Here is a 23,788-nt window from a genome sequence, read left to right on the forward strand (position 1 = left end):
ATTTAAATCATACCGTCGCGGTCGGGCCGGCCTTCGTAATTGTGCAGCTTCACAGGTGCTTGCTTTTTTCGGAGCCGGATATTAAGAAACTCGACCAGCAGCGAGAAGGCAATCGCAAAATATAAATACCCTTTTGGCACCGTACCGACTTCCTGATTGAAGATAACCACTTCGGACAGGTGAGCGCCCTCGGCCACCAACATGAACCCAATCATAATCAGAAAGGCAAGGCCTAACATCTGAATGGTCGGGTGCTCGTTAACGAATGACCCGACGGGTCCGGCAAAGAACATCATAATCAAAATAGAAAGTACAACGGCAATCATCATGATGGTCACGTTCTGCGTCAGACCGATGGCCGTTAAAATAGAGTCTATTGAGAAAACGATGTTTGTGATGGCAATTTGGGTGACCACGCTCGATACCGTGGCCTTTCCTTTCACGCTCCCTTCGACCTCTCCTTCATCGCCACCTTCTAGTTTATGGTGAATTTCGGAGGTCGCTTTATAAAGCAGAAAAAGCCCACCGGCAAACAAAATAAGGCTCTGTCCCGTGAAGGCTGCCTTAAACCAGCCCGCATCAATATGCGTAAATGGCTTGCTCAGCGATATAACAAAGGAAATGCCCAGCAGCAACACCAGCCGGAAACCCATAGCCAACATTAAACCAATGTTCCGGGCCTTGGGCTGATCGTTCCGGGCAAGCTTATTGGCCGCAATGGAAATAAAAATAATGTTATCGATACCCAGAACAATTTCGAGAAATGTCAGGGTCAGCAAGCTAATAATGGACTCGGCGGTAAAAAGATCGCTCATGGTTGAACTAAAGTGAAGGCCAAAATTACCCCCTAGGGTCCGGGTCTGCAACAACTTGTCGAAGAAAGAACCCGCAGCCGGACAAAAGGTTGCCGGATTGGACGACTGGTTGTTGGCATTAAAATAAGATTAGAGCAACAATTCCGGACCCAACGGCGTATAGTCTCTAACGCTATCTGTTCGACCTTAAAACGGGCTCGATAGGTAGGCAAAGCCAATACCGGTTAAATAGGATATATTAAGGGCCGTTAATAGCTTTGGCTGTAATTTAGTAACATAATATACGTCTGGCTCGTTATAAAATGGCGCGTCACGTCCTGATGTAATCCTAAACCGGTAAATTTTCGCCAAAATTCAGCGTCTTGTGTCAAAATTGTTTGTCCGTATTCTGCTTGGTCTCATTGCCGTAATCCTGTTACTGGTCGGGTTTGTGGTCATTGTTGCTACAACGCCCTGGGGACAGCAACTGGTTACCAATCAGGTAAACTCATACCTAGCGCAAAAACTTCATTCGCCCTTTCGCATTGGACGTATCAGCTATTCGATTCCCGACTGGATCGAGCTGGAAGACGTCTATTTTAAGACGCCCAAAGGCGATACCCTGCTTGATGGTGGCCGAATGCGTCTGGACCTCGACATGTGGGGCCTGCTCAATAACCGGGTTGCCCTGAATCAAATTGAGCTGGAACATATTCGCCTGAATATAAATCGTACGCTACCAGACACGGCCTTTAACTTTCAGTATATCCTCAACGCCTTTGATACAGGAGCCGCCCCGGAGCCTTCAGATACCGTATCGACGCCGATGGCAATCAATCTGAATGGCATTGCCCTGAAAGATGTGCGCATCAAGTATAAAGATGACGTTGTTGGTGCCGATGTCAATGCGTATCTGGATAGCCTGCGGGCGTCGTTCAGCGAGACCGACGTCGCCACCTCCAAATATCATCTGTCGAACGTGGCCGTCAATGGCCTCAACCTCTATACGCGCTTATACGAAGGGTTACCGACACCACCCGGCGCGCCTAGTAAACCGGGCGATACGCTCAATCTGGCCCTGGGAAAATGGCAGATCAATAAGGCCAAGTGGGACGTTCGCGTTGAAACCGCCGATTTCCAGACCAAAGGAAATGCCGAACGACTGGCTATGGAGTCGGACTATTTCTATCTGGAAGGGGAGAAAATAGGCATCAAATCGCTCGATCTAAGCAATGCCGACATAGCCGCCCTACTGACCAAACCGACCAAAAAAGCCGCCGTCACACCCGTAGCCGCTACACCGGTTACACCCGGCTGGCAGGCCAAGCTTACCAACGTTCGCTTTGCCAACAACCGCATCCGCTACGACGATGAAACGGCCCCGCGCCAGAAAAAAGGCCTCGATTATAGTCATCTCGATTTGCAGAACCTGGGTATAGACGGGCGGTTTCTGGTCTATCAGGATTTGGGCAAACGAGGTCAGAAAATCAGTGGGCAACTCCGCAATGGCAAGTTTCGATCGACCAGCGGCTTTGTTCTTCAGAAACTAGAGGGCAACGTTCTTTATACCGACACCACCACGACCCTCACGAAACTATACATCCAGACGCCCACCAGTTTGATTCGCGATCAGATGGTGTTGCGGTACGATTCGCTGGGACAATTGACGAACCCACGTTTTGCGAAGCGGGTAGGCGTGCGCGTAAACCTGCGCCAGAGTCGATTGTCGGTGGAGGATGTGCTGCAGCTGGCTCCATTCTTAGCCGATACGCCCCCTTTTGCGGGCAATAGCGGAGGAGTTTTCAAAGCCAATGCCCAGGCCACAGGTACGCTGGCCTCGCTGAATTTGCCTCGTCTGGAATTCGATATGCTTTCCGGCACAAAGATCCGCGCCAGCGGCCGCCTGACAAATGTGACGGACCCCGATCACCTTGGCGTCGACATGACCGTGCAACAGGCCGTGACCAGTCTGGCGGACATTAACAAACTGGCACCCAAAGGGTCAATCCCATCCTCTATTGCGCTGCCACCCTCGCTTCAACTCACCGGAAAGATTAAGGGTCAATTGAACGACCTCGTCCTGGATGCCAAACTAAATACCGCATGGGGTACGGCTGCCTTCGACGGAAAGCTGGCTGGCTTCGTCGCTGGTAAAAATCAAACCTACAAGGGCACGCTGAATCTGAATGATTTCGATGCGGGCAAGTGGTTAAAACAACCCGAAACCATTGGTATAGTAACCGGACGAGCCACGGTCGATGGGCGCGGTATTGACCCCAAAACGTTATCAACTCGGTTCGATCTGGCGGTTCAGTCGGCCGAACTTAGCGGGTACCGGTATCAGAACCTGAACGCAGAAGGCAATCTGGCCAATGGTAACCTGAACCTGGTTGGTTCCCTGAAAGACCCGAACGCCAACCTGACTCTCGACACAAAAGTTGGCCTCCAGGGCGACTTCCCGAGCGTTAGAGGTCAGGCCGTCATCAATGAATTAAACCTGCAACAACTGAAGCTGTACAGCGACCCGCTGTCGCTCAAGGGGCGGATTATTCTCGATATGGCCTCGACGGACCCCGCCAAGCCCGTTGGTACTGTGTCAGCCAGTGATGCGGTGCTTAGCCTAAAGGGTAAGAGTTACCCAATCGACTCACTCTATGCCCGACTGTCGGCCGACGGTGGTACCAAAAATGTAGTCGCTCAACTGCCAGGAGCCCGAATGACCCTAAATGGCCAGTTTGAGTATACGCAACTATACGACATCATTGCGGGTGAAATCAGTCAGTACATCGCGATACCCTCGCTAACCTACAAGCGAATTCCACCCCCTCATGCCTTCACGCTGGCGCTGAAAGCCTATCAGAATCCGCTTTTCCAAGCGTTTGTACCGGCCCTCACCCGACTCGATACCGTCCGGTTCAATGCCTATCTGGACAACACCCGCGACACCACACTCTCGGCCACACTTCGTACCGGCGTTGTCGTTTACGACACCACTACCTTACAGGGCAGCACCATGACCCTGCGGGGAGCGAACAACCAGTTGAAAGTTGATGGTCGAATCGACGGAGTGTTGTACAACGGCATGACTATTCGCCAGACAAATCTGAACGGTATAGCGGCCAATAACCGGTTCCGGTTTGCGGTCGTTAACAAGGATTCTATCGATCAGGATTTGCACGGCATTTCGGGCACGTTGAGCATTGTCGACTCCAGCTACCGGTTCAATTTTGCGCCTAATGGATTACTGACCAACTACCAGCGCTGGCAAACGGATACGGCCGGTTTTGCGCAGTATGGTAAAAATGGCGTGTTACTCAATCGACTTCACATTGAAAGCGATCAGCAGTCGCTGGAAATAAGCAGCACGGAGCAATATGGCAACGCGCCCATTCGGGTAACAGCCCGCGCCATTGAACTGGGTAATCTGGCGCGTCTGGCCAATCAGGATACAACCCTAGCCAGTGGCCAGCTCAACGGTACGGTAGTGGTACGGGACTATATGAGCACCGATAGTAAGCTGGCTTTTATTGGGTCCGTTTATGTGGACAGCCTAAAGGTAATGACCAAGCCCATTGGCAACCTCACGGCCCGCTTCAACAATACGTCGGATGGACGCATCAGTGTGAACACGGCACTCGCTGGCCCCTATAACGACGCAACCGTTACGGGTTTTTACAACCCCGAAGAGGCAAAGCAGGCGCTTGATCTGGCGATTAAACTTAACCGCCTGGATGCGCGTACCATCGAAGCCTTTAGCTTTGGCGAGTTGCGGCAGGCAAAGGGAAATCTTACGGGCAGCTTTACTGTAGAAGGTGCCGTAGATAACCCAAAAATGGACGGTAGCATTGCCTTCGATTCCGTCGCCTTCAACATCAAGCAGCTCAATGCCACTTACAACATCGATCAGGAGAAGCTGGCCTTTTCGGGCCAAACGATTACCCTGGATGGGTTTAACCTACGGGATGAACAGGGACGAACCCTTACAACGGACGGTACTGTTGTTCTGAAAAACCTACCGAATGCGGCCTATAACCTACGCGTTCGGGCCGATCATTTCCAGGTGCTCAACGCCAGTCGAAAAGACAACGATTATGCGTATGGACAGGCATCTGTCAGCACCGATCTGCGCATCAAAGGGGCGGGCTCCAACGCGTCGATCAATGGCACGGTCCGGCTCGAAGATGGCAGTAAAATAGCCATGGTGCTGCCGGATGATGCAGCCAGTGCCAACGAAGCTAACGGGATTGTGACCTTCATTGACCACAACGATTCACTGGCCCTGGTCAAATACCTGTATAAACCTAAAGTTGATACCCTTAAACCAAGACTGGCGTTCGACGAGTTGAGCAATTCGACTATCTCCGTTGATCTGGAAGCGGATGAAAAATCAGAGCTAACGATTGTTGTCGATGAACTAAACGGCGATTACCTGCGGGCACGGGGTAATGCCCGGCTTAATGTGGGCGTCAATGCCTCGGGGCAGGTTACGGTACTTGGTCGATATGAAGTAACGGAAGGTGAGTATTCGCTGACGTATCAGGTCTTGAAACGTCAGTTTGAACTTCAGAAAGGCGGCTACATCAACTTTACCGGCGATCCGCTGAAAGCGGACATTAACATGACAGCTGTCTATAAAGTCTCGGTTCCTCCCGGCGACCTTATTGGCAATGAAACCACGTCAGGCGACGCAGGATCGCTCAAGCGAAAACTCCCGTTTGAAGTTGACCTGACCATCAGTGATAACCTGGCCTCACCAAAACTGAGCTTCGATATTCGGCTTCCCGAGGTTGAGAATGCCAGTACTATTCAGGATACACCACTTGGCTCAAGTATTGAATCGAAACTTAAAACACTCCGCCAGGACCCGGCTCAAATAAACAAGCAGGTCTTTGCTCTACTTATTCTGAACCGTTTTCTACCCGAAAATTCGTCGGACTTCTTCTCGGGCTCGGATAATGGCGGGTTGAATACGCAGGCCGAAAACATTGCCCGAAGTAGTGTCAGTAAACTCATTTCGGACCAACTGGGTCGGCTGGCGTCGGGGGTTCTGAAAGGCTTTGATGTTGACTTCAACTTACTATCGCAGGCCGGCAGTGGCAATACGGGAGGAACAACGAATGGCAATCGAACAGACCTGAACGTAGGCCTGTCGCGTAGTTTTCTGGCGGGCCGCGTAACCGTCTCGGTAGGCAAAAACTTCGTCCTTGATAACTCCGCCAATGCGGCCGTACCCAGCCAGAATCAGGTATTTGACAATTTGTCGGCCAACTATAACATTACTCGTGATGGTCGGTACGTCTTGCGGGCTTACCGGCGTAACGACTATCAGGCCGTGTTGGATGGCTATATTATTGAAACGGGGGTTGGGTTTATCATTTCGATGGATTTCAATACTATATCCGAAATTTTCCGCCGGTCGTCCACTGGCCCCGCGCTGAATTGATTCGTTATGACATTTTTATCAATAGGAAAAACTATTCGTCACATACGTACCATTGCGTTGCTCCTACGGGCAAAGGCTCCTTTTCACATACCCGCTTCTACCCTCGCCCTGCCTCTCCTGGTCTGGTTGTTCAGCGCCTGTAATATAGGTAAGCATTTACCGGCCAACGAACGCCTGTATATGGGCACCGACATTACTATTCACGCTGACTCAAGCGTTTCGGCAGCCGAACAGAGTGGCCTGAAAGCGCAGTTGGCCGAGCAGGCACGCCCCCGACCGAACAAGCAGTTGTTCGGTTATCCCTACAAAGTGGGCTTATATTACCTACTTGGTGAACCGAAGAAAAATGGTTTACGGGCGTGGTTTCGTAAAAAATTTGGTCAGGAACCTGTGCTGGCCAGTGCCAAAGCCATTACCTCAAACATACCCGTTTTTAAGGCGACCCTTCAAAATCAGGGCTATTTTGGTTCAGAGGCTACCGGTAAGATTGTCGAAGAAGGCTACAAAGCACGTGGTGTTTATGATGTCGACGTCAAACAACGTTTTTATATCGACTCCACAGGTTTCCTTGTCGACTCGACGCCTGTCCGTAAAGCACTTCTGGCTTCGTCCAGACGAACAGTTATCAAAAAGGGCGACCCGTACCTGTTCGACAACATCAAGCTGGAGCGAGAGCGCATTAGTCAGTCCATTAAGCAACGCGGTTTTTATTATTTCCTGCCCGACTATATTGCCGTCATTGCCGACAACGATACGGCACGACACCGGACAAAAATTTATTTTGCCATTAAACCCGACATGCCCGAAGCGGCTGGTGTGCCGTATTATATTCGCGACGTTTTCATCTATCCCAACTATAACCTGTCGACGGCTCGCAATGACACGAACCGGCGGCAGGCATTCCAAACCGATGAGCAATTTCGGGTTGTCGACTCCACCAATCGGTTTGATCCCAAATTATTTCGTGACATAGTTACAGTGCAGCCAGGCAAGCGCTACAACAGCCGCATGCAGGACCTTACCCTCTCGCGATTCATCAACGTAGGAGCGTTTAAATTTGTCCGAAACCGCTTCGACCCAGACCAGCAGGGAGACACCGCCGTGCTGGACGTTCACTACTACCTAACTCCTTATCCGGCCAAAGCGGTGCGTGTCGAGTTGGATGGTACATCCCGTTCCAACAACTTCAATGGTACGCAGGTGATTTTGAGCTGGCGCAATCGAAATGCGCTTCGACGGGCGGAGTTATTGACAATCAACGCCAATGCGGGGATCGAGTTTCAGGTGGGTGCGGCTGGCGAAGGAATTACCAATTATCGGTATGGACTCGACGGAACCTTAAGTTTTCCGAGGCTGGTGGCTCCTTTCCGGTTCAAATATGACCAGCGGCAGGCGTTGCCCAAAACGAACCTAACCTTAGGCTATCAGACAATTCTGAGAGGGGGATTATATAGAATCAATTCGGCCCAGACAACATTTGGCTATGCGTGGCGGCAAAATCAACAAGTCGAGCATGTATTCCAGCCGTTTAATATCAACTATGTTTTTGTGCCGCAAGACCAGATCGGTGACCGCGTTTATGAGATTATACAGGATCCTACTATACCTGACGTAGTCAGAAAACAATACCTCAATACGGTGTTTTTTTCTGATCAGCTTATTTTAAGCTCTATATATACATTCAATGTCAATTCGCCCGTTCGTTCATTATCTCCCACCTCCTATCGAATAACTGCCAATGCAGAGGCAGCAGGTAATCTGGCAAGCCTCTTTTTTCATAAGCCCATAGTAAGTGATGATCGGAAAGGAATCTTTGGCGCGGCTTATGCCCAATTCCTGCGATTTGATGCCGATGCTCGGTTGTATCGGCGTTTAACGTCTAAGATAACCTGGGCCAATCGTCTGTTTGCCGGTGTCGGTATTACTTACGGAAATTCTAAAAATAGATCCTTACCATTCACGAAACAGTACTTCGTCGGGGGCAGCAACAGTATCCGGGCCTTTCGGCCAAGAGCGATCGGCCCTGGCTTATTTACTCGGGATACCATTCGTAACGTGCCGATTTTTCAGGATGGTGGGGGTGATATAAGACTGGAGGCCAATACAGAAATACGTGCTAAGTTTAATAAGTATATCGAAGGAGCTGTCTTTGTTGATGCAGGGAACGTCTGGTCCTATTCTGACGCAAATACATTTGGTCCCGAAGCCTTGTTCACGAATACCTTCTACAAACAAATTGCTATTGGCACAGGCGTCGGCATCCGAATTGACTTATCCTATTTCCTGATTCGCCTTGACGTAGCAACGCCCCTCCGCAAGCCTTACAAAACAGATGGCAGCGAGTGGATTATCGATAAAATGGCGTTTGGCAGTAAAGATTGGCGAAAACAAAACCTGGTTTTCAATATAGGCGTCGGCTATCCATTTTAAGTTTCGTAACGCGGGCGGCTGGCCCGCGTAGCCGTGGGCTAAATTGCCGGGACAAACATTAGTTGGACCCCAACCAGGCGGACCAGACGTCTGTGTTACAAAACTGGCCTCAGCACCTTCCAGACTGTGTTGGCCACAATTTTATGGCCAGCGGGTGTTGGATGAATGCCATCGGGCTGGTTCAGTTTGGGAATACCGCCCACGTTTTCGAGCAGAAAGGGAATCAATACAACCTTATTCTTGTCGGCTAGCTCCTTGAACATTCCCCTGAATTCCTTCGCATAAGACGTTCCCATATTGGGCGGAATCTGCATGCCGGCTAATACGATTTTGGCTTGTGGACTTTTCTGGCGAACCGTGTCCATAATGGCCTGCAAATTTTGACGGGTGGCCGCCAGGGGAAGCCCACGCAGCCCATCGTTACCGCCCAGTTCCAGCACAAATACCGCTACGGGCTGGCGCAGCACCCAGCCAATGCGGCTTTTGCCACCGGCGGTCGTTTCACCACTCAGGCCAGCATTGACAACGGTATAATTTAGTCCGGCGGAGTCGATCTTTTGGCCAATCAGGGCAGGGAACGCCTGCGCCGGTTCAACACCATAACCCGCCGTCAGGCTATTGCCGTAGAACAGAATCGTTTGTTTTTTGGCTGTACTGGCTGGTTTGGTATTCGTTTGCTCGGCAGCGTTGGTCGATTGGGCCGTTTTAGTGTCGGATGAGCCACAGCCCCAGACCGTTAAGACCAGCAACAACCCGCTTATCACAGAAAAGGATGTTTTGCTCATTGTGAAGAACTTCATCGGTTTTGCAACGGTTAAATCAGGTAAACGCAAAAGTAAAGGCGAGGTTCGCAAAGTACGCTAAGAATCCTTTGTGAACCTCGCCTTTACTTTTGATCCGTTGCGGTCAAAATCTGTTTCCATGAGTATTCTTCGCGTCGAAAATCTAACCAAAACCTATTCCAGCGGGGGCCGCGAGCTAACGGTTCTGCATAGTGTCAACTTCACGCTCGAACCGGGGGATACGTTCTCCATCGTAGGGCCGTCGGGTAGTGGCAAAACAACCTTGTTGGGCTTATGTGCCGGACTGGATCGAGCCTCGTCGGGTAGTGTTTATTTGAACGATGTTCGCCTGGATACGCTCAATGAAGACCAGCGGGCCGCTATTCGGAATCAATACGTTGGGTTTATTTTTCAGAACTTTCAGCTTCTGCCCACGCTTACTGCCCTCGAAAATGTGATGGTCCCGCTCGAACTACGCGGTGAAAAAGGAGCCGAAAAAGCGGCTCAGGCATTGCTGGAACGGGTTGGCCTGGGTCAGCGCGGACACCACTATCCTACCCAGCTCTCGGGTGGCGAACAGCAGCGGGTTTCGCTGGCGCGGGCGTTTGCCAACCGGCCAAAGCTTCTCTTCGCCGATGAGCCGACCGGCAATCTAGACGCCGATACCAGCGCCACAGTAGTCGACTTACTGTTTGAACTCAACCGCGAAGCCGGAACAACCCTTGTTCTGGTCACGCATGATCTGGAGCTAGCCTCCCATACGCAACGCGTTATTCGCATAAAAGGTGGAACCGTAGTAAATGATACAATGACTGAATTATTGAATGATAGAATGATTGAGTAACTGCTCGACACTCATCTATTCATTCATTCTGTCACTCAATAATTCTATCATTCAATATTAATGAACACCTCCTGGCTCTTTCGCATGGCTTGGCGCGACAGTCGCCGGAGCCGTCAACGGTTACTTCTCTTCATGTCGGCCATTGTGCTGGGTATTGCTGCACTGGTCGCCATAAACTCATTTGGCGATAACCTGGCCCGTAGCATTGACGAACAAGCAAAAGAACTCCTTGGCGCCGATCTGACGCTGTCCTGGAACCGACCACCGTCGCCCAAAACAGCCCAGTTGGTAAAAACCATCGGTCGTGATCGGGCTTACGAAGTTTCTTTTGCCTCGCTTGTCTCTATTCCTAAAACCGGGGGCGTTCGGCTGGCACAAGTCAAAGGATTGGAAGGTAACTTTCCGTTTTATGGCACCTGGGAGGTTCAGCCGGTATCGGCCATTCAAACGTTTCGGCAAGCAACCACTCGGGTGGCGTTGGTCGACGACGGGCTGCTGGTGCAGTTAGGCGCCGTCCCCGGCGATTCCGTGCGGGTTGGAAACCTGTCATTTCTGACTGCTGGTCGGGTCACCAAAACACCGGGTCAGGCGGCTATTGCGGCTACTGTTGCGCCAACGGTCTTTATTCCAAATCAGTTTCTGTCCCAAACCGGCTTGCTCCAGCGCGGCAGTCGGGTGGCGTATAAATATTACTACCAGTTTGCGCCGGGCACGGATGTCGAGAAATACGTTAAAACGATTTCCACACGCCTGGATAAGGACGGCATTAGCTACGACACGGTGGACGGACGTAAAAAGCAAACCGGCCGTTCCTTCGCCGACCTGACTAAGTACCTGAGTTTAGTCGCCTTTGTGGCGCTGTTGCTGGGCTGCGTGGGTGTTGCCAGCGCCGTACAACTCTATGTCAAAGAAAAGGTAACGTCGGTGGCTATTTTGCGGACGCTCGGTGCCAGTGGGCGCCAGGCTTTCTTAATCTACCTCATCCAGACGGCCTTAATGGGCTTGCTTGGGGCTGTCATTGGGGCCTTGGGTGGGTCAGTAGTCCAACTGGTTCTGCCACGCGTATTCGGCAATTTTCTACCCATTACGGTCGAAACGACGCTGTCGGGCCCGGCTATTCTCGGTGGTATTGGTACGGGCGTGCTCATCTCGATCCTGTTTGCATTGTTACCGTTGCTGGCGATTCGCAATGTATCGCCCCTTCGCACCTTGCGTAGTTCGTACGAAGCCGACCTGAGCAATAGAGACCCGTTCCGATGGCTGGTGTATTTACTGGTGATTGGCTTCATCATTGGCTTCGCCTATTTGCAAACCCATAACTTCATGCTTGCCCTCGGCTTTACGGCTGGACTGGCGCTGGCGTTCGGCATCCTGACAACGCTGGGACTGGGCCTAATCTGGCTTGTTCGCCGGTTCTTCCCAACCTCCTGGAGTTATATCTGGCGGCAAAGCTTAGCGAATTTATACCGACCTAATAACCAGACGCTTATCCTGATTACGTCCATTGGCCTGGGTGCCTTTCTGATTGCTACGCTTTACCTGACACAGGGCCTTTTGCTCGGTCGGGTGGAGTTGTCGGCCAGTGGGAATCAGCCCAACATGGTCTTGTTCGACATTCAGAATGAGCAGATCGCGGGTGTTCGATCCCTGGTAAAAACACAACGGCTGCCCATTTTGCAAGAAGTGCCCGTGGTAACGATGCGCCTGTCCGATATTAATGGGACCACCGGCGCTGTTCGGAAAGATACCGCGCTCAAAACGCCTAAATGGGCGTTTACCCGCGAATACCGGGTTACGTATCGGGATACCCTGATCTCATCGGAAAAGCTGGCATCCGGCAAGGCTCCCTATCAGGCCGATGGCGCTATTTATGTCTCCATCGAGAAAGATTTTCTGGACCGGATGCACCTCAAACTGGGCGACACCCTCGATTTCAACGTGCAGGGCGCACCCATACAGACCATTGTGGGCGGCACCCGCGAAGTCGAATGGAACCGCGTACAAACCAACTTCCTGGTCGTATTCCCGTCGGGCGTTCTGGAACAGGCTCCCCAGTTTCATGTACTCATGACCCGTGTGCCCGATAACAAGACATCAGCGCTACTTCAGCGGGCACTCGTTAGTCAGTTTCCCAATGTGTCGGCCATTGACCTCGGGTTGATCTTAAAAACGGTGGATGATATTCTGGGGCAAATCTCGTTTGTTATCCAGTTTATGGCCCTCTTCAGTATATTGACGGGTCTGCTGGTGCTCGCCAGTTCGGTGGTGATTAGCAAGTATCAGCGGCTCCGCGAAAGTGTACTCCTCCGAACGCTGGGGGCCAGCCGTGCCCAGATTCTGCGCATCACCGCGCTGGAATACGGATTGCTGGGTTTATTAGCAGCCCTTTCAGGCATTCTGCTCTCGGTAGCTGGCACCTGGGCGTTGGCTCGTTATGTGTTTGAGGTTCCCTACCGGCCCGATGCGTTGCCCCTTGTCGTCATTTCCCTTTCTGTGACCGCCTTGACAGTACTTATTGGAGTTTTCAATAGCCGGGAAGTGCTGGTCAGACCACCCCTGGATGTCCTGCGCGCGGAGGGCTGATGAGCAAAAAAACGAAGATTAGCCCATGACTGCGTAGTTTACCGCTACCCCGGCGCAATTACTACGGGAATGTACGGTTCAGCAAAAGCCGTACATCCGCTCTAAAACCAGGTCCAAAGACATCGGAGATTTGTGGCACCAAAAACGCACTAAACTCTTAAATTTTGTCATGGAAAAAGCATTCTGGCTTAACTCCTGGGAATTAGAAGGCCCTTACACCAGTTTTCACCGCAAAGACGTCCACCCTTACCTGATCAAACACCTGCCCCCTTTCTCGCTGGAAGGCAAGTCCGTTTTTGTTCCTCTTTGCGGCAAAAGCGTCGATATGATCTACTTTAGCCACTTCGCCCAACGGGTTGTGGGAGTCGAGATCGTTGAAAAGGCCGTGCTCCAGTTCTTTTCGGATAACCTACTACCCTACCAGCGGATCGGAAATCGATTCATTTCAGGCAACATCACTATTTTCTGCTGCGACCTGTTTACCTTGATGACTGAAGACATTGGGCCGGTTGACGTTGTGTATGACCGGGCATCGCTGGTAGCCTTACCCACACCCATTCGGATGCGCTACCTGCAAACCCTCGAAAAACTGACGCCCGTGGGTGCCTTAACCTTTTTGAATACGGTTGAGTACGAACCGTCCCTACCGACTCCTCCGTTCAGCATCGCACCCGGTGATGTTTCCAGCTATTTTCCGAATTATGTAATTGATCATGTGGAGCGGCCAATCTTACCCAATCATGGCATGGTACGGAAGTTCAATCTAACGTTTCTGATTGAACATGGCTTTCTAATGCGCAAATTGTACGACTCACCCGTTTACATCGACGCGGAGGAACTATCGGAGAAAGTATCCAGGTAATCACAGAGGCTCTGACGAGTAACTCAATTCCACCATCACTTCCACTGCATGACGTCCAGCACATTGGGACAGAAATCGTATTCTTCGGGCTGATTGGAACCGATTAACAGAAGCTGATTGGCACCAAGCTGGCGCACTTGTTCCTGATACCAGGCGGCTCCCTGCCGGTCGAGGTTGGCCGTTGGTTCGTCCAGGATAACGATCGGAGCGCTGGAAAAGAAAGCCAGCCCGAGTTTGACGCGCTGCTTCATACCCGACGAGAAATACTTTATTTCTTTATGACGGGCGTGGGTCAATAACAGGCGGTCGGCAACGGCTTCTGTTGTTAGCTTATCCCGGAACGGTTTGAAGGTCTGGTGAAACGTCAGCAGTTCATCCAGCGTCAACTCTTCGACTAATTCAAGGTAGGGAGCCGCAATGCTCACCTGCCGAAACCAGTTGTCGGGATCGATCAGCGTACTATCCTGTGAATAGGTCAGATTACCTTCGGTAGCGGGCAAATTTCCGGCCAGTAATTGGAGCAACGTTGATTTTCCACTACCATTGGGGCCGACAAACGTATAGCTCGTACCGGCGTTGAGCGTCAGATTTACGTGACGAAAAATCCATTCCCTCCGGTACTTTTTACCGATTTTCTCGGTAGCGATTGTCAGCATTATTATAGTATGAGTACACAGGCCACACAAACGGATGGCGCAAGGCTCCCGCCTTGTGACGACTATACACCGGCCTCTGGCCGGAATGTAGAACTGATAACTTTATCGGCCAGAGGCCAGGTACTAATCGGCAACAAGGCCAGAGCCTTGCGCCATCAGGTGCTTATTCGCGTTCCACGTTGCTGTTTGACGGGCCTTTCATTATGCCCCGCTCCGAGGACCGGATGAAGTTCACAATTTCGTCGCGCTCATCCGAGGGAGGCAACTCCAGCTCGATCTGTGTCAACGCGTCGGCATTGTTTAACCCACGCATGTAGATGTACCGATAGATTTCCTGAATCTGGTTGATCTTATCGTTTTCGAACCCCCGCCGACGAAGGCCGATGGAGTTGATGCCCGTATAGGATAAGGGTTCACGAGCGGCTTTCGTAAACGGCGGTACATCTTTGCGTACCAGCGAGCCACCCGAAATCATGGCATGGGCGCCAATTTTTACCCATTGGTGCACCGAGCTTGAGCCGCCAATAATGGCCCAATTGCCCATGTGGACGTGTCCACCCATTTGCACATTATTGATAATCAGGCAGTGGTTACCGATTCGGCAGTCGTGTGCCACGTGGGCGTAGGCCATCACAAGGCAATCCGAACCGATTTCTGTTTTCCAGTGCTCTTCCGTTCCCCGACTGATGGTGGCGTATTCACGAATGGTTGTATTATCGCCAATGTAGGTCCGGGTGTATTCGTTGTTGAATTTCAAATCCTGTGGCGTCGATGAGATCACCGCCCCCGGATATATTTTACAGTTACGGCCAATGCGAGCCCCTTCGTTGATTACCGCATGTGAACCGATCCATGTTCCTTCGGCAATCTCAACGTCTTTATGGATAATCGCAAATGGCTCGATCACCACGTTCTGCGCTATTTTCGCTTCAGGGTGAATGTAAGCTAATGGTTGAATCATTTCTTTAATGATGAATGATGAATGATGAATTCTAAAAGATAAACAACTGGTAGTCTGACACTTAATACAGCTACCACTTATCACCCATCCTTCATCATTTTGCTCCGGCCGCCCGGCTCACTACTTTTTCTTAACCAGGCTGGCAATCATGTCGGCTTCGCACACCAGCTGGTTGCTTACATAGCCCCGGCCCTGCATTTTCACAATACCACGCTTCATGGGTGATGTGAATTCACACCGGAAAATGACCGTATCGCCCGGTAAAACGTTGCGCCGGAAACGACAATTCTCAATACCAACTAAAAAGGGCCAGTAGTTTTCGGGGTCGGGTACGGTGCTCAATACCAGAATACCACCCGTTTGCGCCATCGCTTCAAGCTGCATAACGCCCGGCATGACCGGATTTCCCGGAAAATGTCCCGGAAAATAGGGTTCGTTCATCGTTACGTTCTTGATACCGACCACGCTGTTTTCGTCCAGAGCGATGATTTTGTCAATCATCTGAAATGGATAGCGATGAGGCAGCAACTGCGAAATGCGGTTAATATCCAGAACGGGCGGTTGCGTCGAATCGTATTTAGGTACCTGGTTTACGGCGTTTTTCTGAATCAGTTTCTTGATTTTTTTGGCGAATGCCACGTTAGCCGCGTGTCCCGGACGAGCCGCCAGGATCTGCGCCTTAATAGGTCGACCAATCAGAGCCAGATCACCCACCATGTCGAGCAGCTTATGGCGCGCCATTTCATTGGGATAATGCAACTCCAGATTATTCAGAATGCCTTCCTGCTTGTTTACGCTCACTTTGGGCTTGTGCAACAGGTCGGCCAGGTAATCGAGTTCACCGTCTTTTACTTCCCGATCCACAATCACGATGGCATTGGTCAGATCGCCCCCTTTTATGAGATTCTGCTTATACAGAGCCTCCAGTTCGTGCAAGAAGACAAACGTACGGCAGTTGGCAATCTGCTCCGGAAACTGACTGATGTCGTTCAGGTAAGCGTGCTGGCTGCTGATTACCCGCGAGTTATAGTCGACCATAACCGTCAGCCGGTAATCGTCCAGAGGCAAAGCCGCCAGTTCGATATCCTTTTCGGCATTGCGGTAATGAACATATTCGCTTACCTCGAAGTAGTTGCGGGTCGCATTCTGTTCTTCGATACCTGCATCGCGCAGGGCGTCGATAAACTGGATGGACGAACCATCCATAATAGGCGGTTCGGGGCCGTCCAGTTGAATCAGGATGTTGTCCAGTTGCAAACCAACCAGGGCGGCCAGCGTGTGCTCAACGGTATGGATTCGGGCACCGCTCTGCTCAATTGTTGTGCCCCGCGACAGATCCACAACATTATCAACATCGGCATCCACAATGGGTTGCCCCGGCAAGTCGATGCGCTGGAATTTATAGCCGTGATTCGTCGGCGCGGGTAAAAATGTCATCGTTGCCGAGACGCCTGTATGCAGGCCCACTCCCGATACCGATACGGCTTTCTGAATCGTCTGTTGTTTGGTATTCATTCGTTGTCGGTTTACGGCTTACGGTTTATAGTTTATGGTTGGCGAACCGGCGAAGCTACACATGCGGTTAGCCAACCATAAACCACAAACCATAAACCGTACACTAGTTTTCGTTTTTCTTTTCCAGGTTCGACAGCCGTTGCTCCAGGGCTGGCAACTTCCGGAAAATGGCCAATGAACGCATGCTTTCTTTAAGACCAAAAGCAGGCGAACTATTAAGCGATGTTCCTTCTTCAACTACATTTTTACCGACTCCCGACTGGGCACCTACTTTGGTCCCATTGGCAATCGTCAGGTGGCCGGAAAAACCAACTTGCCCGGCAATCACACAGTTCTTGCCTAGTTTAGTTGAGCCCGAAACGCCCGTTTGTGCAGCAATGACGGTGTTTTCACCAATGTCGACGTTGTGCCCAATCTGGATCAGATTATCGAGTTTAACACCCTTCCGGATAATGGTTGAGCCCATCGTGGCGCAGTCAATGGTTGTGCCGGAGCCCACGTTCACAAAGTCTTCCAGAATAACATTGCCAAGTTGTGGAATCGTTTTGTAGGTTCCATCCGGCTGTGGTGCAAAGCCAAATCCTTCGCTGCCAATGACGGCATTAGGATGGATAACGCAGTGCTGACCGATAATGCAGTTGTCCAGCACACGGGCACCCGGATGGATTATGGTATTGTCGCCGATGCGGACGTTGTTGCCAACATAGGCATGCGGGTAGATTTTGACATTCTCCCCAAGGGTACAATTCGTACCAATGTAGGAAAAAGCCCCCCGATAGATTCGTTCGCCAATCGTCGTCCCGTCACCAACATAGGAGGGTTGTTCCACACCCATACGGGCGAAACTTAATTGCTTGTAATACTCTTCCAGCAGTTGGGTGAAAGCGGAGTAGGCGTTTTCAACAAAAATCAGGGTAGGCGAAACCGACTTTTTGGGCTGAAACGACTGGTCGACAATGACCGCCGATGCCTGGGTTGTGTACAGAAACGGTTCATACTTGAGGTTCGACAGAAACGAAATATCGCCTGGCTTACCTTCTTCTATTTTGGCTAATCCGGTGATTGGCAGTGAATCGTTTCCGGCAATTTCGCCCCCCAGCAGTGTAGCAATCTGCTTGACTGTAAACTTCATATGTGTGTAAAGACCGTCGCAAAACACTCGATTTTTGCGTTCGATTGGGCCGCTAAGGTAGCTAACAAATTGCATTTTTCGGATAGAAGCACCCGGAAATGTTCGGAAACTCGTGACTTATTCGGAGTCCCAAGCGGGTATGGGACAAAACCTTAATCGCTTCTTAATTGACCGATTGCCGAATACCCCGCAGGTCTTTCGCCCAGCAGACGTAATATCGGCGCACAATGTTGGTCAGCACCTGAATATTCGACAGGTCCGATGCATCGGCGATGTCGATTACATTACCAGTCTTCAGCTTTATACTGATCCGATCTTCGGAGGGCAGGTAAGCCGCGTTGGTGGCCTGTCCTTCTACCAGAAAATAAGACAGTTCATCACCAGACAGGCCCGCCCGATACAGCTGATTTTCCAGTTCGTTCAACAACGCTCCGACAAAGGGTTCTGTCGATAACATGATCTTGAACAGCTTGCGATCGAGCAGCATCTGACAAAGCGTCGAGAGCACAAAGTCGCTATGCAGCGCCCACTCTTTAATGCAGGCCCACACATCGAAATCGTCCAGCCGGGTAAACGCGTTGAGGTACGCTCGGTTTGTTTGAAAGTCAGTTGCGGTAACACTCTCCTGCAGAAACAACCGGAAAGCCGCCGACGCAAAAACGGCTTCGGCCCCTGCCTGCTGCATCAGAAACCGCGCCCGGCGCAACACCTGGATGAGCATCGACTCCGCACAGATAGACGTTTTATGGAGGTACACCTGCCAATACATCAACCGGCGTGCATTCAAAAAATTTTCGACGCTCAGAATTCCTTTCGCTTCGACCACCAACTGATCGCCCACCACATCCAGCATTTTGATAATCCGTTCGGCTCCGATGGCGCCCTCGGCTACACCGGTATAATACCCGTCGCGATTGAGGTAATCCATCCGGTCCATATCCAACTGGCTGGAAATAAGCTGATGAAAAAACGTTCGTTCGTACGTGCCGTCGAACATGCGGATCGCCAGCGACAAAGCCCCATCGAACTGCCGATTCAGTTCGTGCATGAGAAGCAGGGAAATCTGCTCATGCGACACGCCCTCCAGCAGGCAACATTCCAATACGTGTGAAAACGGCCCGTGGCCAATATCATGGAGCAGAATAGCAATCTGAGCCGCTTCGCACTCGTCACTGCTGATGGTATGCCCTTTACTTTGCAGCGTGCTCATGGCCTGCCCCATCAGGTGCATAGCGCCCAGCGCGTGATGAAAACGCGTGTGCAACGCACCGGGGTACACATATTCCGATAAACCTAATTGTTTGATACGCCGAAGTCGCTGGAAGTACGGATGCTCAACCAAATCGAAGAGTAGCTCGGTCGGGATGGTAATAAACCCGTATACGGGATCATTAAGAATTTTCTTCTTGTTAGGCGCTGACATTCAGCAAAGATACCGGACAGGATGGCAGAATTAGCAGGATTGTGAACTGAAAATCCGGTCAATTCTGCAATCCTGTTAAATATTTCGTAAATTTGCGTGTTGACGTTGAGCAATCAGTCAACAACGGGCTTGTAACTCAGTTGGTTAGAGTGCCTGACTCATAATCAGTAAGTCCCTGGTTCGAGTCCAGGCTGGCCCACCAGATAATCAGCCGCTTAGCATATTTGCTAAGCGGCTTTTTTGTTGGGTTGCAGTACGTTTCTTAACTAGTATCGCGACTTGTATTGTTAAGTAACTTCAGGAGGTACAGGAATTCATTCAGATCAAATTTTGATCTAATTAAGATTGGGATAGCTTAATGGCAAAATTCATTTCAAGTGGTTCATCATGAACTCATTTTTTGCGGACGGGCTTTTGTGCACTGTAGCCTTTTTTATTGTGAAACCAGTGGGCTGCCTGCCCGGTGAGCCAGAGGTAATAATCTGAATCCAGACCGGCTTCGATACCAACGAACTTTCCTTCACCATTTAGGGGCAGGTCGCCTTCTTTGCGGGTTTTGAAAATGGCCGTACCCTCATCGACTTCATCGAACATAGCCACATAGAGGCTCTGCGCACCGGCTGTTTTACTACCGGCTACCTGCTTCCATAGGAAATCTCCCTCTAGACGAGGAATCTGGTTATAAACACTGCGGCTGTTCTTGAGATTACCCCAGCTAAACCCCGGAAAAACCAGCGGTACGTAATCTACCTTAGCCGCTTTACACCAGGCCAGATCGCCGGTTAGGGTGCTGCCCGCTACCGTGGCGTATGTTTCGAAATTATATCGACCCACCGCCCAGGGCATAATGATATCGGCACTTTTGATGAGCGGATGAAGCAAGTCAGACACCTCAGTATCTTTAGTCATCGTTCGCCAGTAGTAGGGTACGCCGAGCAGAATCGACGTTTTTTTCGTAGGGCCCTTTACCCGGTCCAAAAGCGTCTGAATATCGGCCGTCGTATACCGGCGGCCGTCGTTGAACCCTACACCCCAAATGGCTAGCAAGGGTTTGCCATTATGCCGTAGATAGGTCGGATTTTCTTTGTTGCTAAACAGTGAAAAAAGCTGCTGCACCTCCTCCCAATCTTTTATGAGCAAGTCCATATCGGCGGAGGTCGAGCCACTCAGATCATACATGATGCAGATGGCTCGGCTGTATTTCCGGGAGGCTTTCAACGCATTTGCCAGCACTTTGTTAAAATGCCGTTTGCCTTTTTCTGATTTCACTTCGGCCAGAAATCGCTGCATAAAAACGCCGTCAATACCGTAGTCTTTCATCCATTTGAAATGCAGATCGACGCTACTTTCATCATAAGGGCTGTAGAGCGATGCCGGAGTCCCGTCAGCAAATTGAAAAGCCGTTTTATAGGTAATCGGATACTCTTTCACTTCAGGCCAGAAGTCAATCGATGCATAACCCGGTTCGAATTTACCTCGTTTCTGATAATGGTACCAACCTCGGTCAGATGCATCGCCCTCGGCCGCAAACCAACCCTGGTAGCCCGCCATCACCAATCCTTTGTAGCTGGTATAAAGGCACCCTTTTTCGTCGTACTTAACTTCTGCCGATTGACTTCTACCGGTAGTGATACTCAGTAACCAACCGGTAACGGATAGAAATAGTAACGTTCGCATATACATAGCGTATCTGTTTTATCGACCGCTCGGTCTGGTTTGTAATTCATCTAACGTCCAGGCTTTCTTACGTCTGGCGGTTTGTTTTCGTACGGCTTTCACGTCATCTGGTCGCACGGCAGGACTGGGTGAGGGAACAAACTCGGAGCGGATATAGCTCAACACGGAGGCAATCCACTCGTCGTCGTTGGCGCCCATGGCAGGCATTACGTCGGAATAGGTGTGCTCATCGATAGGGCCTGAAAGGCCATGCAGCAGAATCTGAATAGAGACTTCTTTGTTACGGCTACGGCTTTAAAATTGTACCGTCGTTTTTACGGACTGTCCAGCGCGACTTGGTCCCAATCGGATATTTAGCGGCTTCCTTTTCGTTGATATCAATTCCCAGACCCGGCGACTCACTGACTTGGTAATACCCATTTTTGATGATTGGACAACCCGGGAAGACTTCCTTCACCCGGTCGTTAAACATCTGCGACTCCTGAATACCGAAGTTCCAGATCGCAATATCGATGCTATTGTTGGCCGCATGGCCCACGGGCGACGTATCGCCGGGACCATGCCAGGCGGTGCGGACATTGAACCACTCACCCAAACGAGCTACCTTCATGGCAGGCGTTATTCCACCAATTTGAGAAATATGAATCCGAATGAAATCGAACAAGTGATTAGCCATCGGCTCTTTGAACTCGTTGACGTTGTTAAACAGTTCGCCCATGGCAATCGGCACTGCCGTTGTCTGACGCAGTAGCTTGAACCAGCTCATATTTTCCGGCGAGAAGGGATCTTCGATAAAGAAAGGCCGGTACTCCTCCAGACTTTTGATCATGTTGATGGCGTCAATTGGCTCGGTCAATTCATGCATATCGTGCAGCAGTTGCACATCTTCGCCACACCGTTTCCGAACGACCTCGAACATTTTAGGCACCCGTTTCAGATACGTCCGTTGATCCGAAAAATCATCGGTGTCCCGGCCGAAGCCCGCCGTTTTGAAGTCGGGTTTGAGATCATTCATCGCACCGACCCCGCCATAACCGCCCTGCTGAATCCGCACATGGCGGAACCCCATATCCATAAATTGCTGCACTTTATCGGCGATGGCTTCGGGCGTTGGGCCGCTGGCGTGGGTATAGGTATCCACGGCAATTCGGGTTTTTCCACCCAGGAGCTGATAGACAGGCATGTTCGCTCGCTTGCCTTTGATATCCCAAAGCGCCTGATCGAGTCCGGAAAGAGCATTATTCAGAACGGGTCCATTACGCCAATAGGAGCTTACATAGGCCGACTGCCACATGTCTTCGATATTATCAACATCCTTTCCGACGCAGAACTCGTTGAGGTAGGTATTCACAGCAGGAATGACCAGTTGGGCTCGTTGGGTAAAGGTAGCGCAGCCTAGACCGTACAGGCCCGGTTCAGACGTTTCAACTTTCACAATGATCAGGTTGGCTCCTCCCGGCGCGGTCGCAATGGCTCGTACACTTTTGATGGTGACGGGTGTGGTGCCTTTGGCGTAGGCAGGCGTCGTGTAATGCTCAGCCCGGGCCTGGGGGCTATCGAACAGACCAAACAGGCCCGCTGTTGAACCTAGCCCCAGCATTTTAAGCGCGTTTCGGCGGTTCGTTTCGGATTGTACTTCTGGCTTCGCCATAGAATGTAGTAAGTTTAAGGGCTAAAAATCTGTGCGTTCAGGCGTTACTTTGCCGGATCATTTACATAATACTGATAGGAAATCTGCCAGCTAATGGTCTTACCCGGCGCTACGTTCAGGTTGATATATGGTTCAGGACAAACCGTTGTGGACGAAGACCAGTACACCAATCGATCAATTGGCCGGTCGCCGGTTACGTTTACCCCCGCTCCGGTTTTCGTATTTTCGACGCTAAAAGCATAATCCACTGGCTTTCCGCCGGTTAGGTCAGGGAAATAAGCCTGCTCGCGTTTGCCTACATCGCGCAGATAAAGTAGCTGGTTATTCTGAAGGCTGACCAGATCACCGAGTCCTTTGCCTCCTTCGGCGGAAAGCCCGGACACGGGCAACGTAATCGAATACGTCGGCCCGGTCGACTGCTGGTCAATGACAAAGAAGTTGTGGTCGTAAACGGTCGTTTCAATGGGTTGCGTGCCTATGTTTTTCAGGCTGTGCATAATGATCAGTTCAGGTTTGGCTTTCGCGAGGCTCAGTGTTTTTTTGTACTCGTAGGCATAGGTACTATCGGCGAGTATGTGCGTAAACTGAACTTGATGCGCTTTCTTTTTTATCGTCCATTTACCCGGGTTGGCCAAGGTGTAAAATCTGAACGAGTTGTAGGGCTTTTCGTCAGGACGGGTCAAACTGCCAATGCCAATTTTGACGAATGATCCTCCCGGTTTAGCAGCCGCGTAGCCCAACGGGCCAAATTCTTCGACCGGCCCCATAATGGCATCGTGGGTTGTCGGCTTGTAGGTATCGAACCATTTGCCATGATACGTATGTCGGTTGTACTCAAGGCTAGCCACTACACCTGACCAATCGAAACGTGTACCCCGGTAGTAGCCATTCTGTGCGTCAGGCAGATATACCTGTACCCGAACCAGCCCATTGGAAATAACCGTTTCAGGTACATCTACAGCGGGTTTCAGACCAATGGACATGCTGGCTAGCAGGCACAGCAGAAGGCAACGAATAAGTCCAGCGTTCCTCATA

16 protein-coding genes and 1 tRNA gene are annotated in these 23,788 nt (G+C 50.8%); 6 read left to right on the plus strand and 11 right to left on the minus strand.

Translation table 11 applies throughout. The annotated features are described in order from the left end of the window. Positions 1-2: 2 nt before the first annotated feature. Positions 3-815 carry a TerC family protein gene (locus ACYVAM_RS11210; RefSeq protein WP_461066893.1) on the minus strand — a complete coding sequence of 271 codons (813 nt, stop codon included), beginning with the start codon at positions 813-815 and terminating at the stop codon, positions 3-5. A gap of 364 nt (positions 816-1,179) precedes the next feature. Here ACYVAM_RS11210 and ACYVAM_RS11215 point away from each other — a divergent pair, with 364 nt between their 5' ends. Beyond that, a complete protein-coding gene (locus tag ACYVAM_RS11215) occupies positions 1,180-6,237 on the plus strand; it encodes a translocation/assembly module TamB domain-containing protein (RefSeq protein ID WP_461066895.1) in 5,058 nt (1,685 codons plus the stop codon). Positions 6,238-6,243: 6 nt separating this feature from the next. Then, positions 6,244-8,667, plus strand: coding sequence for a translocation and assembly module lipoprotein TamL (gene tamL, locus ACYVAM_RS11220; protein ID WP_461066897.1), 2,424 nt, complete (start codon positions 6,244-6,246; stop codon positions 8,665-8,667). A gap of 95 nt (positions 8,668-8,762) precedes the next feature. Here tamL and ACYVAM_RS11225 read toward each other — a convergent pair whose 3' ends face one another. After that, positions 8,763-9,467, minus strand: coding sequence for an arylesterase (locus ACYVAM_RS11225; protein ID WP_461066899.1), 705 nt, complete (start codon positions 9,465-9,467; stop codon positions 8,763-8,765). Between the two features lie 121 nt (positions 9,468-9,588). On the opposite strand from ACYVAM_RS11225, the gene ACYVAM_RS11230 reads away from it, so the two are divergent. The 3 genes from ACYVAM_RS11230 (at position 9,589) to ACYVAM_RS11240 (ending at position 13,738) form a co-directional block, all read left to right on the plus strand. After that, positions 9,589-10,293, plus strand: coding sequence for an ABC transporter ATP-binding protein (locus tag ACYVAM_RS11230; protein ID WP_461066901.1), 705 nt, complete (start codon positions 9,589-9,591; stop codon positions 10,291-10,293). 84 nt (positions 10,294-10,377) lie between these two features. After that, positions 10,378-12,876: an ABC transporter permease gene (locus tag ACYVAM_RS11235; RefSeq protein ID WP_461067076.1), complete on the plus strand. Its 2,499-nt coding sequence runs from the start codon at positions 10,378-10,380 to the stop codon at positions 12,874-12,876. A 169-nt stretch (positions 12,877-13,045) separates the two neighbouring features. Then, positions 13,046-13,738: a class I SAM-dependent methyltransferase gene (locus tag ACYVAM_RS11240; RefSeq protein WP_461066903.1), complete on the plus strand. Its 693-nt coding sequence runs from the start codon at positions 13,046-13,048 to the stop codon at positions 13,736-13,738. 35 nt (positions 13,739-13,773) lie between these two features. Here ACYVAM_RS11240 and ACYVAM_RS11245 read toward each other — a convergent pair whose 3' ends face one another. The 5 genes from ACYVAM_RS11245 to ACYVAM_RS11265 all read right to left on the minus strand — a co-directional run bounded on the left by ACYVAM_RS11245 (position 13,774) and on the right by ACYVAM_RS11265 (position 19,425). Beyond that, positions 13,774-14,394, minus strand: a complete 621-nt coding sequence (locus ACYVAM_RS11245) for an ABC transporter ATP-binding protein (protein ID WP_461066905.1) — start codon at positions 14,392-14,394, stop codon at positions 13,774-13,776. A gap of 163 nt (positions 14,395-14,557) precedes the next feature. Continuing rightward, complete coding sequence (gene lpxA, locus ACYVAM_RS11250; RefSeq protein ID WP_461066907.1) at positions 14,558-15,355, minus strand: acyl-ACP--UDP-N-acetylglucosamine O-acyltransferase; 798 nt, start codon at positions 15,353-15,355, stop codon at positions 14,558-14,560. 120 nt (positions 15,356-15,475) lie between these two features. Continuing rightward, complete coding sequence (locus ACYVAM_RS11255) at positions 15,476-16,870, minus strand: bifunctional UDP-3-O-[3-hydroxymyristoyl] N-acetylglucosamine deacetylase/3-hydroxyacyl-ACP dehydratase (RefSeq protein WP_461066909.1); 1,395 nt, start codon at positions 16,868-16,870, stop codon at positions 15,476-15,478. Positions 16,871-16,973: 103 nt separating this feature from the next. Further along, the gene (gene lpxD / locus ACYVAM_RS11260; protein WP_461066911.1) at positions 16,974-18,002 is read right to left on the minus strand and encodes a UDP-3-O-(3-hydroxymyristoyl)glucosamine N-acyltransferase; all 1,029 of its coding nucleotides are present in this window, start codon (positions 18,000-18,002) and stop codon (positions 16,974-16,976) included. Positions 18,003-18,165: 163 nt separating this feature from the next. Further along, positions 18,166-19,425, minus strand: coding sequence for an HD domain-containing protein (locus ACYVAM_RS11265; RefSeq protein ID WP_461066913.1), 1,260 nt, complete (start codon positions 19,423-19,425; stop codon positions 18,166-18,168). Between the two features lie 125 nt (positions 19,426-19,550). On the opposite strand from ACYVAM_RS11265, the gene ACYVAM_RS11270 reads away from it, so the two are divergent. Continuing rightward, positions 19,551-19,627: transfer RNA gene (locus ACYVAM_RS11270), tRNA-Ile, on the plus strand. 191 nt (positions 19,628-19,818) lie between these two features. Here ACYVAM_RS11270 and ACYVAM_RS11275 read toward each other — a convergent pair. The 4 genes from ACYVAM_RS11275 to ACYVAM_RS11290 all read right to left on the minus strand — a co-directional run bounded on the left by ACYVAM_RS11275 (position 19,819) and on the right by ACYVAM_RS11290 (position 23,787). After that, positions 19,819-21,102: a glycoside hydrolase family 71/99-like protein gene (locus ACYVAM_RS11275; RefSeq protein WP_461066915.1), complete on the minus strand. Its 1,284-nt coding sequence runs from the start codon at positions 21,100-21,102 to the stop codon at positions 19,819-19,821. A gap of 18 nt (positions 21,103-21,120) precedes the next feature. After that, positions 21,121-21,309, minus strand: a complete 189-nt coding sequence (locus tag ACYVAM_RS11280) for a hypothetical protein (protein ID WP_461066917.1) — start codon at positions 21,307-21,309, stop codon at positions 21,121-21,123. A gap of 79 nt (positions 21,310-21,388) precedes the next feature. Further along, positions 21,389-22,753, minus strand: a complete 1,365-nt coding sequence (locus ACYVAM_RS11285) for an enolase C-terminal domain-like protein (RefSeq protein ID WP_461066919.1) — start codon at positions 22,751-22,753, stop codon at positions 21,389-21,391. 44 nt (positions 22,754-22,797) lie between these two features. Next, a complete protein-coding gene (locus ACYVAM_RS11290) occupies positions 22,798-23,787 on the minus strand; it encodes a hypothetical protein (RefSeq protein WP_461066921.1) in 990 nt (329 codons plus the stop codon). Position 23,788 lies beyond the last annotated feature (1 nt).

The sequence above is a fragment of the Spirosoma horti genome, assembly GCF_054776595.1.